Genomic DNA, 14,904 nt, shown 5'->3' on the forward strand with positions numbered 1-14,904 from the left:
GGCCCCCATCCGTCCTAGCCTTCGAGCTTCGACAGAAGAACCACAGGGGGAGGACGACCATGGACCCGAGCACGACAGGCGCGACGGACGCCACAGGCGGGAGAGGCACGGCAAGCGCGGAAAGCGCGGAAAGCGGGGAAAGAGGGACAGGCGCGCCCGACGCGGCGACCGGCATCGCACGCCGGCAGCGCAACCTCGTGCTGTTCTGCGACGGCACGAACAACACGCTGACCGGCGGCATCGAGGACACCAACGTCCTGAAGCTGTTCGGCTACCTGCGCCACCACCCGCCGACCATCGATTCGCTGCTGTACTACGACCCGGGCGTCGGCTCGCCCGATTCGGCCCCGCCGACCGGCCTGCTCGACCTGATCAAGCGCCGCTGGGCGCGCATCGCCGGCCTGGCCTCGGGCCAGGGCGTCTACGACAACATCGGCGAGGGCTACCGCTTCCTGATGCGCCACTTCGACGAGCGCATCGACGACCGCATCTTCTGCTTCGGCTTCTCGCGCGGCGCGTTCACGGCGCGCGCGATCGTCGGCATGGTCAACCTCTTCGGCATCCTGCGTCCCGAGCATGAGGAACTGATCCCGACGCTGGTGCGGATCTACTTCTCGCAGCCGCCGATCGAGGAACAGGCCCGCGGCCGCAAGAACTGGCGGCGGTCGCTGGCCCGCGCCCTGCACCGCGGCTTCGCCCGGCCGGGCCAGGAAGGCGCGCGCGGCGCCCAGGGCGGCGAGGAAGCCACCGCGGCCACGCGCAACCGGCTCGCGGAGCAGGTGCGACGCAACTTCGCGCGGCCCGCGGACGTCTTCTGGGTCGGCGTCTGGGACACCGTCGAATCGGTCGGCCTGCCGCCCTTCGGCTCCCGAGACAACCCGGCGACGGCCACCTTCGCCGACAAGAAGCACATGCTCAACGTGCGCCACGCGCTGGCCTTCGACGAGCACCGCTGGCCCTTCCTGCCACGGGTCTACGACTCGCCCAGCCGGGTGGACGTGCCGGCGGTCGACCGCTTCAACCGCCCGATCACGCGCACGCTGCGCCAGCTCTGGTTCCCGGGCGTGCATTGCGACGTCGGCGGCAGCTATCCGGCGCAATCGGCGGAGAGCCCGCGTTATCCCCACGGGCGCACCGGCCTGCCCGATGCCTCGATGGTGTGGATGGTCAACGAGGTGGCGGCGGAACTCGGCGTCCCGCCGCTGTCCAGCCTGCCCGCCGGCAGCGACGCCTTCGGCATGCCGCTGCCGGAGTCCTTCGTGGGCACGCTGCCGCTGCGCCACGATGCGCTCCACGACACGCCGTTCTGGGCGCTTGCCGGCATGACGGTGCGGCGCATGACGACGGAGGTCGTCCGCATCCCCAAGGGCAAGCAGAAGATCCCGGTGGACGTGGTGGCGGAGTCGCCGCCCGCGCCCTTCCAGGGCCCCAGCGTCTGGGACGAGCGGCGCTCGCTGCCGTGGCTGCTGTTCGCGGTCGTCGCCGCGGCGGCCCTCCTGCTGCTCTCCGGCTGGCAGCTCCAGCAGCTGCCCTTCCTGCAGTCGCGGCTGCCGGCGCCGGGCGGCTGGGAAGAGGGCCTGATCCGCAGCGCCGTGGCGCCCTGGGAGTTCGCCCGCCATCAGCTGGGCCTGCTGCTGCACGGCTGGCCGCGCGACCTCTGGTGGATCCGCCAGGAGCGCGCCGCCCTCTTCCTGGGCCTGGCGTGGGACCTGGCCTTCCTGCTGGCCGCGGCCTACCTGCTGTCGCGGCTGGCCTCGCGCGTCTTCACCTGGATGGCGGGCTGGCGCAAGCCGGGTGACCACCGGTCGCGGCTGCTGCTGGCCATCGGCTGGCTGCCCGCGCTGGCCTTCGGCGCCGATGCGCTCGAGGACCTGTCCACCCTGGCCGCGACGCTGATCGACCTCGTCGGCCTGCCCCATGTCGCGGGCCTGGCGCTGGTGGCCATGAGCCTGTGCTCGGTGGTGAAGGTCGTCGCCTGGGGGCTGGGCATCGTCGTCTTCGGCGGCGGCCGCGTGCTGCTGGCGGTGCTGCCGGTCAAGACGGTCGGCAAGGTCGGGCGCAAGACCTGACCCTGCGTCGGATCAGAGGCCTTCCATCGCCCGCTCGTGCGCCTGGTCCTTCAGCGTGCCGCCCTTGGGGGCCAGCAGCTCGCGGGCGTTGGGGATGCCGGAGCCGGCCGACGCGGGCGCCGGCGGCGCCTTGTAGGCCGGCATGACGGTGATCGTGCCGCCCTTGACCTGCTGCTCGGTGCTGCCCGCCGGACAGGCGTCGTTGGTGTAGAGCACGCTGCCGTTGACCACGCAGCGGCGCGCCCCGCCCGCCGGCGGCTTGCCCTGCGGGGCACCCGAGGTCGCGGGCGGATCGTTGTCGAAGCGGATCTTGGGCACCTCGACCTTGTCGGCCTGGCGTTCGACCTCGCGCGCGGCATCGCGCAGGAACGGGATCTCGTCGCGCTTCTTCCAGCCGACGACACCCAGGATGGCGACCACGATGATGAGCAGCACGGCTCGCATGACATTTCTCCCTGATCTGCCGGCCATGTGTTTCGAAATGATGCAGCGCGGCGGGGGCGAATGATAGCCACGGCCTGTCACCTCGGCGCAACCTGGCGCAACGAACATGACACGCATCACGACCTCGATCGCTGTCATGCCCCTCTTCCCGACGCTCTTCTCCCCCATGCCACCGCTTGCTCCCCCTCCCGCTTGCGGGAGAAGGCGGGGGTGAGGGCCCGCGGCCTTGACACCCCACGGACCGGCACGAGGGGCCCGCCTCCGCGTACCGCCTGATCCCGCTGCTGCTCGCCACCGCGGCGCTGGCCGCCTGCGGCGGCAGCGACGACGCCGGCGATCCGATCAACAGCAACGACAACGTCACCGTGTCCAGCCTGCGCCTGATCGGCCAGCAGGTGCTGCCGCGCCGGATGACCTACGCGAACACCGTCGTCGGCGGCCTGTCCGGCGTCGACTACGACCTCAAGACCGACACCTACGTGTTCATCAGCGACGACCGCACGACGACGGACTCCGCCGGCGCGCCGCGGCTCTACACGGCCAAGCTCACCTTCGATGCGAGCACCTTCAGCGCCGTGACCTTCACCGGCGTGGTGACGATGAAGCAGCCCGACGGCAGCGACTATCCGAAGGTGCCGGACGCGAAGGTCGCGGACCCGGAGTCGGTCCGCGTGGATCCGGTGACCGGCAACTGGGTCTGGCTCAGCGAGGGCGACCGCACGCTGACGAGCACGCCGCCGCGCGTGATCAACCCCTTCATTCGCGAGATCACGCCGCAGGGCGGCCATGTGCGCGAGTACACCCTGCCCGCGATGTTCCAGATGAGCGCGCAGGACGCCGGCCCGCGCGGCAACCTGGTCTTCGAGGGGCTGACCTTCTCGCCCGACGCCCAGTCGGCCTGGGTGCTGATGGAAGGCGCGCTGATCCAGGACGGCGCCGCACCGACGCTGGCCGCCGGCAGCGCCTCGCGCCTGACGCGCTTCGACCGCGCGGGCGGCACGGCCAACGCGCAGTACGTCTATCCGATCGAGAAGGTGCAGGCGACGCCGGTGCCGGCCGACCAGTTCACCGTCAACGGACCGACGGAGATCCTGGCGCTGTCGGCGACGCGTTTCCTGGTGCTGGAGCGCAGCTTCTCCGTCGGCGTCGTCGGCAACCAGGTGCGGCTCTACGAGATCGACACCGCGAACGCGACCAACGTGCTGACGGCCGCGTCGCTGACCGGCGCGACGCCGGTGACCAAGAAGCTGGTGCTGGACTTCGAGACGCTGAAGACGCAGCTCGGTGGCATCGCCAACCTCGAGGGCATGACCTTCGGGCCGAAGCTGGCCAATGGCAAACGCAGCCTGGTCGTCGTCGCCGACGACAACTTCCCGGCGGCGGATTCGGCGACGGACCGCAACCAGATGCTGGTCTTCGAGATCCAGCCTTGAAGGACGCTGAGGACGCTGCGCGTTACGGCGAACGCCCGTAACGCGCCTTTCGCCGTCGCGGCCCGGCATCTGCCTCCAACATCCGGGATGAACGCTGCGCTTCCCGCGCGGCCCTCTTCCGACGAGGCTTCATCGATGCATGGGATTTCACGCGCCGCGGCGCGACTGGCGACACGACTGGCGACACGACTGACGGCGCGACTGACGGCGCTTGCCGCCGCCGGACTCACCGTCCTCTCGGCGCAGGCCGCGCCCCACCAGGCACCCGACGCCGCCGCCCTCCGTGCGGCCGTCGACGCGGCGATCCGTCCCCTGATGGCGAAGAACGACATCCCCGGCATGGCCGTCGGCGTGACGGTCGGCGGGAAGTCCTTCGTCTTCAACTACGGCGTCGCGTCCAGGCAGTCCGGCCAGCCGGTGGACGACCGCACGCTGTTCGAGGTCGGCTCCGTCAGCAAGACCTTCAACGCGACCTTCGGCGCGCAGGTGATGGTGGACGGCAAGCTGCAGCTGTCGGACCACCCGAGCCGCCACCTGCCCGCGTTGAAGGGGCATCCGATCGACCGGGCGACGCTGCTGAACCTCGTCACCTACACGGCCGGCGGACTGACGCTGCAGGTGCCGGACGCGGTCACGGACGAGGCGTCGCTGATGCGCTACCTCCAGCAGTGGAAGCCCGACTTCGCGCCGGGAGCGAAGCGCCGCTATTCGAATCCGAGCATCGGCCTGTTCGGCCGCGCGGCGGCCGCGGCGATCGGGCGCGACTACGCGGATGCAGTCGAATCCGACCTGCTGCCCAAGCTGGGCCTGCGCGAGACCTACCTGCGAGTGCCGACGACGGCCATGACCCGTTACGCCACGGGCTACGACAAGGTCGATCACCAGGGTACGGCCCAGGACATGGCCGTGCGTGTCTCGCCGGGCGCATTCGACTCGGAGTCCTACGGCATCAAGACGACCGCGGCGGACCTGGTGCGTTTCATGCAGGTCAACATCGACCCGAGCGGGCTGGATGCCACCACGCGCCAGGCCGTCGAGGCCACGCACATCGGCCACTTCCAGGTCGACGGCATGACGCAGGGCCTCGGCTGGGAGCAGTACCCGTGGCCGGTGCCGCTGGCGCAGCTCCAGGCGGGCAATGCGCTCGGGCGCGTGACCACGGCGGTCAAGCCGCTGGACCACACGCCGGCCGGGCCGCGGCTCTTCAACAAGACCGGCTCGACGCGCGGCTTCGGCGCCTACGTCGTGTTCGTGCCGACGCAGCGCATCGGCGTCGTGCTGCTGGGCAACCGCAGCTGGCCGATCCCGGAGCGCGTGGACGCGGCTTACGCGATCCTCGGCAAGCTGCAGGCGGGCAGCGCCCGCTGATGCGGCTTCCATGCCGACGCCCGCGGAAGCGGGCTCAAGGTGACACCCGGCTGAAGCGGGCTCAAGGCCACCCCCGCTGAAGCCGGTTCAGCGCGACGTCGTCGGCCCCGTGGCAGGTGCGGACGCGCCCTTCCCTGCGGCGCGCACGACCGCGAGCTCGCGGCTGAGCCAGGTCTTGCTCTCCACCGGCGCCGCGCCGCCGCATCGCACCAGATACGGCTTGCCGCTCATGCTGCTCTTGGTCGCGCCGAGGTCGATGAACTGCTCCGCCGTCTTCACGAGGTTCTTGTCCTCGAGGTAGCTCAGCTTGCGCTCGAGGTGGGACTTCGCCTCGGCGGCGGAATGCCAGTCGCCGTTGCGGTTGAACTCGCACGACGAGGCCGTCAACTTGCCGAGCAGCGCGGTGACTTCGGCCTTCGCGGCTGGCGGCAGCGGATCGGCCCAGGCGCCCATCGGCACGGCCACACAAGCGGCGAAGGCGGCGGCGGACAGGACAGGAGACGGGAAAGCGCGCATGAGCAATGGACGTCGACGGTTCGGATCCACGATGTTGCCACGCGTCGCGCTCAGGCCTTCCTTCCCACTGGCGCCGCGCCGTCGAGCGTCGCCGCGATGAAGCCGTTCGCTTCCAGGCAGTCGCCGCGCGACCAGCCTTCGGTGAAGGCCTGGGCCAGGCGCTGCAGCTCGGCGTCCTGGGCGTCGAGTTCCATCCGCATGCGGGCGATCTCCTCGCGCCGGCGCTGCAGGCTGGCGAGCACGAGTTCCTTCGGCACCTGCCCGTCGCCTTGCGCGAACGCCTGTCTCAGGCTGTCCAGCGTGAATCCCAGCCGCTGTGCGAGCTGGATGACCTGCAGCCGCTCCAGTGCGTCCGTGCCGTACTCGCGGTAGCCGTTGAGGCCGCGCGCGCCCTCCGGCAGCAGCCCGCTGGCCTCGTAGAACCGGATCGCCGAGGTCTTGATCCCGATCCGTTTCGCCAGTTCCCCGATGCGCATCCTCGACTCCATGAAACGCTGAAAAAGGCGCTTGACCTTCAAGTTGGCTTGAAGCTTACGCTGAAGGCCTTCCTGAACTCAAGCCCGGACCATGCCGACCGTTCCGACGCCCCACCTGCCGCCTGCCCTCCATGACCCGCTCGTCCTGCCCAACGGCCAGACGCTGAAGAACCGCATCGCCAAGGCCGCCATGGAGGAAGCGCTGGCCGAGCCGGGCCAGTTGCCCGGCCTCGGGAGCCAGACGCTCTACCGGCGATGGGCCGAAGGCGGCGCCGGCCTGCTGATCACCGGCAACGTCATGGTGGCACCAGATGCGCTGACCGGGCCCGGCGGCCTGGTGCTGGAAGCCGGCACGCCGCTCGCGCCCTATGCCGCCTGGGCCCGCGCGGCGCATGCGGGCGGCGCGCGGCTCTGGATGCAGATCAACCATCCGGGACGGCAGGTGTTCGCGGCGCTCGGCAATCCGGGGTACGCGCCGTCCGAGGTCGCCCTGGACATGGGCAAGCACGGCAAGCTCTTCGCGCCGGTCCGCGCGCTGACCGAGGCGGAGATCGCCACCATCGTCCGGCGCTTCGCCGACACCGCCCACGCCGCCCGCGAAGCCGGCTTCGACGGCGTGCAGATCCACGCGGCGCACGGCTACCTGCTCTCGCAGTTCCTGTCGCCGCTGGCCAACCGACGCGACGACCGCTACGGCGGCCCTATCGCGCTTCGCGCCCGGCTGCTCCTGGACGTCGTGCGCGCCGTCAAGGCCGTCGCCGGACCGGACTTCGCCGTCGCGGTGAAGCTCAACAGCGCCGACTTCCAGCGCGGCGGCTTCGACGAGGCCGATGCCCGCGCCGTCGTCGGCCTGCTCAACGCGGAAGGCATCGATCTGCTGGAGCTGTCCGGCGGCAGCTACGAGAGCCCGGCGATGCAGGGCCGCACCGCGGACGGCCGCACGCTGGGCCGCGAGGCCTACTTCCTCGAGTTCGCGCAAGACCTGGCACGGCTCGCCCACATGCCGGTGATGACGACCGGCGGCATCCGCCGGCGCGCCGTCGCCGAACAGGTGCTCGCGAGCGGCGTCGCGGTGGTGGGGCTGGCGACCGCCCTCGCCTACGAGCCGGATCTGCCCAGACGCTGGGCGGCCGCGGAAGCCGTGGCCGAGCCCGTCGCCGTGACCTGGAAGAACAAGTCCATCGGCAGTCTGGCGACGATGGCGCTGGCCCGGCGCCAGTTGCGGCGCATGGCCGCGGGCGTCGCGCCGACCCGGCATGTCTCGCCGGTCATCACGCTGGTGCTGGACCAATGGCGCGCGTCCCGGCTCACGCGGCGCTACCTGCGCTGGCGGCAGGACGCGACGGCGCAGCCGCGCTAGGCCAACCGCCATCGAGCGTCGATGGTCCACGAGGCGCGGATCGAGGTCCGCAGTCCGCAGTCCGCAGTCCGCAGTCCGCAGTCCGCAGTTCGTGATCCGTGATCCGTGATCCGGGGAACGCGACAATGACGACGTCGCACCCCGTCGACCTCGCGGTCGCATCGCATGTCGCCTTCGCTGCCCCCTCATCGCACGACCTGCCGGGTTTTCCGCCCTTGCTCGATGACGTGTTGCGGCGGACGCCCCGCCGCTATCGCGCGCCCGCGTTGCCGGCCACGTGGGAGGAAGCCCGCGCCGCCGGGACGGCGACGGCGCTCGCTGCTGCCATCGAGCAGGCGCGGACCGCGCTCGCCTCCGGGAACGCGCCCGCGGACGACGCGCGGACGCTGTTCGTCGACGCCCTTGCACGGCTGATCGGCCACGCCATGCGCCCGCTCACGGCGCAAGGCAAAGAAGGCGACGGCGATGGCGATGCAGGTGGTGACAACAACGAGGGCGGCCCGGCCCCTGCAGGCGGCGGCGACCCGGCCTTCCAGGCCATGGTGCTGCGCCACCGTTCGCCGGTGGTGCGCGAGTACGCCTCGCTCAGCGCGCATGCCGAGCGCGACCGCCGCGCGGTCCGCACCGCGGTCAACGCGCTCGCCCATCCAAAGAAGACGCAGCGCCGCGCGGCGGGTCCGACGCGCGACGCGCTCCTGGCGCTCCACGCCGCGGCCGGCGCCGGCGATTGGGCTCGGGTGTCCGATGTCCTCGTCCCGTTGCACGACGGCGCCGACACGCACGCGGAACCCTCCCTGCACCGCGGTCTGGCGCGTCTGATCGACGAACCCGCGCTGACGCGTCTGCGTCGACTCGACGCCCTGTCCCCGGACGTGCTGGTGGCGCGTTACCGCGCGCTCTGGGAACGGCGAGGTCCGATCGCCGGCAGCGAGCAGGCAGCCGCGCGCGGCGCCGGGGCCCAGCAACGCGGCGATGCGGTGGAGGTGCTGGCGGTCCAGGCGCTCGATGGACTCGTCGACCGCATGAATGCGGCCGCCGGCGAGACACGCTACCGGATCGTGGCCTCGCTGAGGATCCCGCCGTCCTTCCCCGGCGACGCGCAACGCGCGAAGAGCGAGTGGGACGTGGCGCTGCTGAAGCGCAGCGACGCCGACGGAGACTGGGACCTCTGCCTGCTGGTCGAGGCCAAGGCTTCGCCCGACGCTGCGACGACCGACCTGCCGAAACTCCTGCGCGGTCTGCGTCTGCTGGCGCAGGCCGACATCGACACGACCTACGCGTTCACCTCGACCGACGGCGAGGTCCGCCTGCGCGGCGCGTCGCTCAGCGCGCTGCCCACCGAGGAGGGCGACCTCGCGCGCGCCGTGCTCTATTGCTGTGACGGCCTGGAGGACCGGACACCGCGTCTGCTGAGCGCAGCAAGCCGCATGCAGCTGCTCTGCGCCGAGGCCAGCCTCGACTTCGCCGCGGCGCTCGAGGACGGCGCCTCGGCCGACCCATCACGGTTGATCCCCGTCTGGCGTCTGCTGCTGGAAGCGCCCGCCTTCACCTCGGTGCTGCGCCAGTACGAGACGCTGCGTGCCGTGCGCGAGTTGATGGTCCATCCCGGCGACCTGCAGGCCGCAGTGGTCACGACAACGCCATCCACACTACCCGATTCGAGGTAGTCGGACAAACAACAGGTCCTGAGCCGAGAACCCAGCAGGCATCGGCCATGACGGCAGTCATGGGCCTCTGCGGAAGGCCCGCCTTTTTCATTTGGTCGCAGTCCGGCACACCTGCCGGCGGCTCGGGCGACAGAGAATCCGCGCCCGTTCCATTGACCTGATCGACCCGTGAAGCACCGTCGCCACCTTGCCCTCCTGTCACTGACCGTGGCGCTCTCCGCATGCGGCGGAGGCGGCTCCAGCGACGGGCCCGGATCACCGGTGTCGAGCAACCCGTCCTCGCCCTCGCCGGCGCCCTCCCCCGCTCCGGCACCTTCGCCAGCACCAGCGCCTGCTCCGTCGCCGGCACCTGCTCCAGCGCCCGCGCCGGCACCGGCACCGGCGCCGTCTTCCGCCGACCTGTCCGATGCCCGCAAGAAGGACATCGCGATGCAGATCGTCTCCAGCGCGGAAAACAGTTCGCAGGACTGGCGCGCGCAGTACGCCTACATCCAGGACATCAAGGACGGACGCGGCTACACCGCCGGCATCATCGGATTCTGCTCGGGCACCGGCGACATGCTGGAGCTGGTCGAGGACTACGCCCGGCGCTCGCCCGGCAACGTGCTGGCGAAATACCTGACGGCGCTGAAGAAGGTGAACGGCAGCGACTCGCACGCCGGCCTGGATCCCGACTTCAAGGCGGACTGGGCCGCGGCCGCGAAGGATCCCGTGTTCCAGCAGGCGCAGGATGCCGAGCGCGACACCGTCTACTTCAATCCCGCGGTGAGTCAGGCCAAGGCCGACGGCCTGCGCGCGCTCGGCCAGTTCGCCTACTACGACGCCCTCGTCATGCACGGCCCGGGCAACAGCAGCGACAGCTTCGGCGGGATCCGCAAGGCGGCGATGGCGAAGGCCCGGACGCCCGCGCAAGGCGGCGACGAGACCGCCTACCTGAACGCCTTCCTGGATGCCCGCGTGGCGGCCATGAAGAAGGAAGCGGCGCATGAGGACACGTCCCGCGTGGACACCGCGCAGCGTGTCTGGTTGAAGGCCGGCAACCTGGATCTGAACACGCCGCTGCGGTGGCAGGTCTACAAGGACGACTTCCACATCGACTGAGTCGCGCCGGCCCCGTCACGGGCCGGCGGCCGGTCACTTCACATCGGGACGAACGGAGGACGGCGATACGGACGGCGATACCCACGGCCGGCGCATGTCGAGTTCCTCCGACTCGCCGGGCATGCGGATGCCGTCGAGCAGGCGGGAGAAGACCTCGACCTCGTCGCGGCCTGGCGGCCATCCCGTGTCGAACAGCGCCGTGTGCTGCCGGATGAAGGCTTCAGCGGCGTCGACCAGCCGGGCGTCCTCGGCATCGGAGAAGGTCGGGAAATCATTGCCGAGGCTCGTCTTGAGAGAGGCATCGAAGCGCGACAGCCAGCCCGGCCCGAAGGCCTCATGCAAGGCGCCCAGCGCCACGAGCTGCGGTGCGGCAATGCGGCGGTTCGGCTCTCCGCGCGGCGTCTCCACCACCGTCCCCGTGTCATCGCGCTTCGCGGTGAAGCGTCGCAGCCGCGCCCGGAGCTCGTCGAGCAGCGTGCGATCCCGCTCCTGGCCCTGCTGCAGCATCTCGAAGTAGCGCAGCTTGTTGCCGAAGCGCTTCACCGCGCGCGGCGTGTGCGCAGCCTCGCGGACCAGCTCGGTCCAGACCTTGAGCGCATCGCGGAAGTCCTTCGAATCCGTCGCCTCGCGATGGCGCCGGCTCGCGACGCGCCAGAGCAGCAGGCCCGCCAGCGCCGCGCCGATGGCGAGCACCCCCGCGGCGATCCATTCGTCCGCGTGACTTTCCTGACCGGACTGCACCAGCACCCGAGTCGGCGGCTGGTCCGGTGAGGTGCCCCAGGCCAGCGTCGGATCGGACGCCGAGAGTCCGGGGAAGACGACGGCACCGGACGCGCCGCTTGCCGTCGACGCCATCGACGGCGCGGGTGATGACGACGACGCCGCTGCCGATGACGGCGCGGGCGCTGCCGTGCGTTCGTACGCCGCCTGCGATGCGTCGGGACGCATCAGCACCCCCAGGCTCACGCCGACAGCCACCGACAGCGCGAGCGCCAGCCCCATCGCATGACGACGCAGCCCGTCGGTCGCCTGACCCCGCCAGGAGGGCGGCTTCGCCGTCGCCGGATCGTCGGTGAGCAGCCGCCACGCCTCGTACGACTGCTCGGTCGGCACCTTGATCTCGAGGTTGATCAGCTTCTGCAGGTAGTTGGCCGCGTAGTCGCGGCGCTGCTTGCGCGCGGCGGCCTCCGGATCCTTCTCACCGCCGGCGCCGCTGGCCAGTTCCTTGGCGATGCGCTCGAACGCGATCGCCAGCGCCGCCTGCACCTTGTCCGTCGCCATCCCGAAGAGCACGAAGCATTGCCCCGAGGAGGTCAGGAAGTTCACCGCCTCCATGATCTCGAGCACCGCCTCGGGCCGGCAGCGGTCGAGGTCGTCGATGACGACGACGACACGCTCCGGCAAGGCCTGCGAGACCTCGCCGAACTGCTCGGCGAAACGCGTGCGGAAGCTGTTCTGCTCGGCGGCGAGCTTGGGCTTCATGCCTTGAAGCCCGCCGGCCAGCAGCGCCGCCGGATCGGCGCCGAAGGCCGTCAGCGCCTTGCGCAGCGCGGCCAGCGTGGTGCCGGCGACCGTCAGCAGCGCGAGCCAGCCGGCCCAGGGCACGGGCGGCGCGGTCGCGGCGCTCATCGAGGCGGCCATCGACGCGGTCGTCGCGCCGGCCGATGCCGCATCGGGCTTCGCGCTCCCCACCCGCCGAGCGACGTCAGCAGGTCGCCGAGCTGGCGCAGCCGCTGCGTCTCCGCCACGGCGTCGTTCATGCCGAGGTGCAGGGTGACGAGCGCCGCCACCGCCGTGCACAGCAGCAGCGTGAACACCCAGTGCTTGCGCGAGCGCACCCACAGCAGGCGCAGCCGGAAGCCGATGCCGTCGAGGCTCAGCCACGGCGGCGGGGCCTGCTTGCTCAGCGCGCCGAGCAGCGCGGCGAACAGGTGATCCTCCTTCTGGTGGTGCCAGGCGTTGAACCAGATCGGCCGGGAACCGTGCTCGCGCAAGTCCGCGCAGATCAGCCCCATCAACGAGCTCTTGCCCGAGCCCCAGTCGCCGGTGATCGCCAGCGTCAACGGCGGTTCGGTCGCCGGATTGCGCAGGAAGCGGGAGATGCCTGCGGCGAGCGGCTCGAAGTTGAGCCGATCCTGCCGCGGGTCGGTCAGTGCCGCGTCGGTGGCCGGCGTGTCGGCCATGCCGATCACGGCCTGGTGCGCCTGCGTGAAGTGCCGCCACGCGCGCAGGAACATCGGCACCGACAGCAGCAGCGCCAGCCAGTACCACGGCGCCGGATAACGCGCGTAGCGGCGGGGATCGGTCCAGCTGCGGCCGCCGTCGCGCGTGGTCAGCAGGAGGCCCCCGTCGCCGACGGCCCAGCCGCGCAGGCCGTCCGCACCGATGTAGCCGGAGCGCACACCCCAGGGCAGCGGCATCGGCGGCCGCAGCGATGCACGAGGACGCACCATCGCCGCTTGCGCGTCCGGCGAGGTGAAATCGCCGGGCTCCCAGGATGCGCCTCCGTTGAGGGTCTCGAAGGCGAGCTTGCCGTCCGCGTACCCGGCCCAAGCCTTCATGCCGTCGGCGCTGACGTGCAACAGACTCAAGCCAGTCGAGGAACCCGTCGGCTGCCGCCGCCAGGAGCTGCCGCCGTCTTCGCTCCTCAACACCGTGCCGCTGGCGCCGAGAGTCCAACCCCGCTGTCCGTCGTCCGAAAAACCGACGCTCGTCAGCGCGTCCAGCGCGCCCCGGGTCACCAGCGACCAGGACAAGGGGTCGTCCCGGAACATGATCAGGTTGCCGCTGTCGCCCAATGCCCAGGCACGTGTCTCGTCGACTTCAGACCGGAAGGCGACCAGGGGTCTGGACCAGCCAGGCCTGTCCGGCACAAAGACGGACAGGCGTCCCGTTTCACTCATCACCATGCGGGCGCCGTCGATCGTGAGGTCTTGCAAACGCCTTGTCCCGGTGGGCTCCGACGGCCCGACGCCGTCCACCTGGTGCCAGGTGGTGCCGCCGTCGACGGTTTCGACCGAGGCGCCCTGGTTGCCCAGGAGCCACCAGCGGTCGCCGCCGACGCCGACGGCCATGGAGGTGAATGGTCCGCGGAGGTCGGGAAGTCGAAGGAAGGCATGGCGCTCGACCGGCAGACGCCACCAGTCCCAGAGACTGTGCTCCACGCGCGTGACCGGCATCGCCGAGCCCACGGGCCCCGGCGGCTGCCACAGCGCCACGGCGGTGGCGAACGCGCACCAGACGACGGCAATCCACAGCCAGACACGGCCGCCGCGCCGATGGGTCGCGGGCGAGCCGGCGGAGGGAGCTTGCATGGCGGGAGACCAGTTAGCCACGTGGCCGTATATCCCGCGCCACGCGGGCGCGCATCATCAATCCGTATGACGCCGGACCGCCGGACAATCGGCGCATTCCGATACCGAGAAAGTCCCGGCATGCGCCTCGCAGCGACCCGCTCCCGCCTCACAAGCCCCGCGCTGATCGCCCTCTCGGCCATGGGCGCACTGGGGGCGATGACCGTCATGGCCTGGATGGTCCCGTCAACCGCGATGGCCGCCGAGTCCGCAGTGGCCGCGTCGGCCGCGTCAGCCGCGTCGGCCGCGTCGGCCGCAGTGATGGCCGCGTCGGCGCCCGCGGAGGCGCCTCCGATCGTCGGTCGCGAAGGCGTGACGGCCACCCTGTGGTTCCAGACCGCGGTGGAGCGGCGGGCGGCCACGCTCGCGGTCTACCGCGCCGCGACCGCCCGCCTTCCCGCCGCCCGCAAGGCCACGCGGGAGACCGCGTCCCTGGAGCAGGCCGGTCAAGGCGGTTTCACCCGCAAGCCGCCGGCGATCGTGCTGGACGTCGACGAGACGGTGGTCGACAACTCGCCCTACGAAGCCTGGCGGATCCGCGCCGGCCGGCCCTATGACAGCGCGTCCTGGGGCGCCTGGGTGGCCTCCGCGCAGGCGACCGCGATCCCGGGCGCGCCCGGGTTCATCGCCGAGGCCCGCCGGCTGGGATTCCGCGTCGTCTTCATCACCAACCGGACCTGCCCCTCCAGGGGTCCTACGGTCCGGACGGTTTCCATGTCGCCTGTCCGCAGAAGGCCCAGACGCTCGCGAACCTGGCGCAGGTGCTGGGCCGCGCCGTCGCGCCGGAAGACCTGATGCTGCGCCGCGACCGCATCGAATGGTCCGACGCCGACAAGAGCGCCCGACGCTACGCGGTCGCGCGCACGCACCGCATCGCGATGCTCGTCGGCGACGACCTCAACGACTTCGTGCCGCGCGCGAAGTACGACGCAACGGCGCACGAGCCACGCTGGGGACGTTCGTGGGTCCCGATTCCCAATCCGACCTATGGGTCGTGGGGCGATGCGCTCACGCTGCCGCAGCGCTACGAGGCGTTGAAGCCGTGGAGCGGGCCCACCGTTGCCGAACCGGCAGGTCCCGCGTCAGCCTCGCCCTAGGTGCGCCGGGCGACCTGCCC

Annotated in this window: 13 protein-coding genes; 8 read left to right on the forward strand and 5 right to left on the reverse strand. The window is 71.1% G+C overall.

Translation table 11 applies throughout. The features are described from left to right. The first annotated feature begins 59 nt into the window (after positions 1 to 59). Positions 60 to 2,069, forward strand: coding sequence for a T6SS phospholipase effector Tle1-like catalytic domain-containing protein (locus tag ACQ86G_RS25075; protein WP_431257839.1), 2,010 nt, complete (start codon positions 60 to 62; stop codon positions 2,067 to 2,069). A 12-nt stretch (positions 2,070 to 2,081) separates the two neighbouring features. Here the strand turns inward: ACQ86G_RS25075 and ACQ86G_RS25080 are convergent, their stop codons facing one another. Continuing rightward, entirely contained in the window at positions 2,082 to 2,513 is a 432-nt protein-coding gene (locus ACQ86G_RS25080; RefSeq protein WP_431257840.1) for a hypothetical protein, read from the reverse strand. 365 nt (positions 2,514 to 2,878) lie between these two features. Here ACQ86G_RS25080 and ACQ86G_RS25085 point away from each other — a divergent pair, with 365 nt between their 5' ends. Next, a complete protein-coding gene (locus tag ACQ86G_RS25085) occupies positions 2,879 to 3,946 on the forward strand; it encodes an esterase-like activity of phytase family protein (RefSeq protein ID WP_431257841.1) in 1,068 nt (355 codons plus the stop codon). Positions 3,947 to 4,081: 135 nt separating this feature from the next. Continuing rightward, entirely contained in the window at positions 4,082 to 5,314 is a 1,233-nt protein-coding gene (ampC, locus tag ACQ86G_RS25090) for a class C beta-lactamase (protein ID WP_431257842.1), read from the forward strand. 87 nt (positions 5,315 to 5,401) lie between these two features. Here ampC and ACQ86G_RS25095 read toward each other — a convergent pair whose 3' ends face one another. Further along, positions 5,402 to 5,830 (reverse strand): DUF5329 domain-containing protein, encoded by a 429-nt coding sequence (locus ACQ86G_RS25095; protein WP_431257843.1) that lies wholly within the window; start codon positions 5,828 to 5,830, stop codon positions 5,402 to 5,404. Between the two features lie 50 nt (positions 5,831 to 5,880). After that, on the reverse strand, positions 5,881 to 6,306 hold the full coding sequence (locus ACQ86G_RS25100) for a MerR family transcriptional regulator (RefSeq protein ID WP_431257844.1): 426 nt from the start codon (positions 6,304 to 6,306) through the stop codon (positions 5,881 to 5,883). Positions 6,307 to 6,397: 91 nt separating this feature from the next. On the opposite strand from ACQ86G_RS25100, the gene ACQ86G_RS25105 reads away from it, so the two are divergent. The 3 genes from ACQ86G_RS25105 (at position 6,398) to ACQ86G_RS25115 (ending at position 10,434) form a co-directional block, all read left to right on the forward strand. Next, positions 6,398 to 7,666, forward strand: a complete 1,269-nt coding sequence (locus ACQ86G_RS25105; protein WP_431257845.1) for an NADH:flavin oxidoreductase/NADH oxidase family protein — start codon at positions 6,398 to 6,400, stop codon at positions 7,664 to 7,666. A gap of 125 nt (positions 7,667 to 7,791) precedes the next feature. Beyond that, positions 7,792 to 9,333, forward strand: coding sequence for a 3-deoxy-D-arabino-heptulosonate 7-phosphate synthase (locus ACQ86G_RS25110; RefSeq protein ID WP_431257846.1), 1,542 nt, complete (start codon positions 7,792 to 7,794; stop codon positions 9,331 to 9,333). A 429-nt stretch (positions 9,334 to 9,762) separates the two neighbouring features. Beyond that, positions 9,763 to 10,434: a chitosanase gene (locus ACQ86G_RS25115; RefSeq protein ID WP_431257847.1), complete on the forward strand. Its 672-nt coding sequence runs from the start codon at positions 9,763 to 9,765 to the stop codon at positions 10,432 to 10,434. A gap of 33 nt (positions 10,435 to 10,467) precedes the next feature. On the opposite strand, the gene ACQ86G_RS25120 is transcribed toward ACQ86G_RS25115, so the two are convergent. Both ACQ86G_RS25120 and ACQ86G_RS25125 read right to left on the reverse strand, forming a co-directional pair. Beyond that, a complete protein-coding gene (locus ACQ86G_RS25120) occupies positions 10,468 to 12,063 on the reverse strand; it encodes a P-loop NTPase fold protein (protein WP_431257848.1) in 1,596 nt (531 codons plus the stop codon). Continuing rightward, positions 12,060 to 13,748, reverse strand: a complete 1,689-nt coding sequence (locus ACQ86G_RS25125; protein WP_431257849.1) for a P-loop NTPase fold protein — start codon at positions 13,746 to 13,748, stop codon at positions 12,060 to 12,062. Before ACQ86G_RS25125 ends, ACQ86G_RS25120 begins: the two co-directional genes overlap by 4 nt. Before the next feature lie 120 nt (positions 13,749 to 13,868). Between ACQ86G_RS25125 and ACQ86G_RS25130 the strand changes: the two genes are divergently transcribed. Both ACQ86G_RS25130 and ACQ86G_RS25135 read left to right on the forward strand, forming a co-directional pair. Beyond that, entirely contained in the window at positions 13,869 to 14,582 is a 714-nt protein-coding gene (locus tag ACQ86G_RS25130; protein WP_431257850.1) for an HAD family acid phosphatase, read from the forward strand. Next, positions 14,549 to 14,884 (forward strand): HAD family acid phosphatase, encoded by a 336-nt coding sequence (locus ACQ86G_RS25135; RefSeq protein WP_431257851.1) that lies wholly within the window; start codon positions 14,549 to 14,551, stop codon positions 14,882 to 14,884. The genes ACQ86G_RS25130 and ACQ86G_RS25135 overlap by 34 nt, the downstream gene beginning before the upstream one ends. The last annotated feature ends 20 nt before the right edge of the window (positions 14,885 to 14,904 follow it).

The organism is Roseateles chitinivorans, from assembly GCF_050632145.1.
Taxonomy (GTDB): Bacteria; Pseudomonadota; Gammaproteobacteria; order Burkholderiales; family Burkholderiaceae_C; genus Roseateles; species Roseateles chitinivorans_B.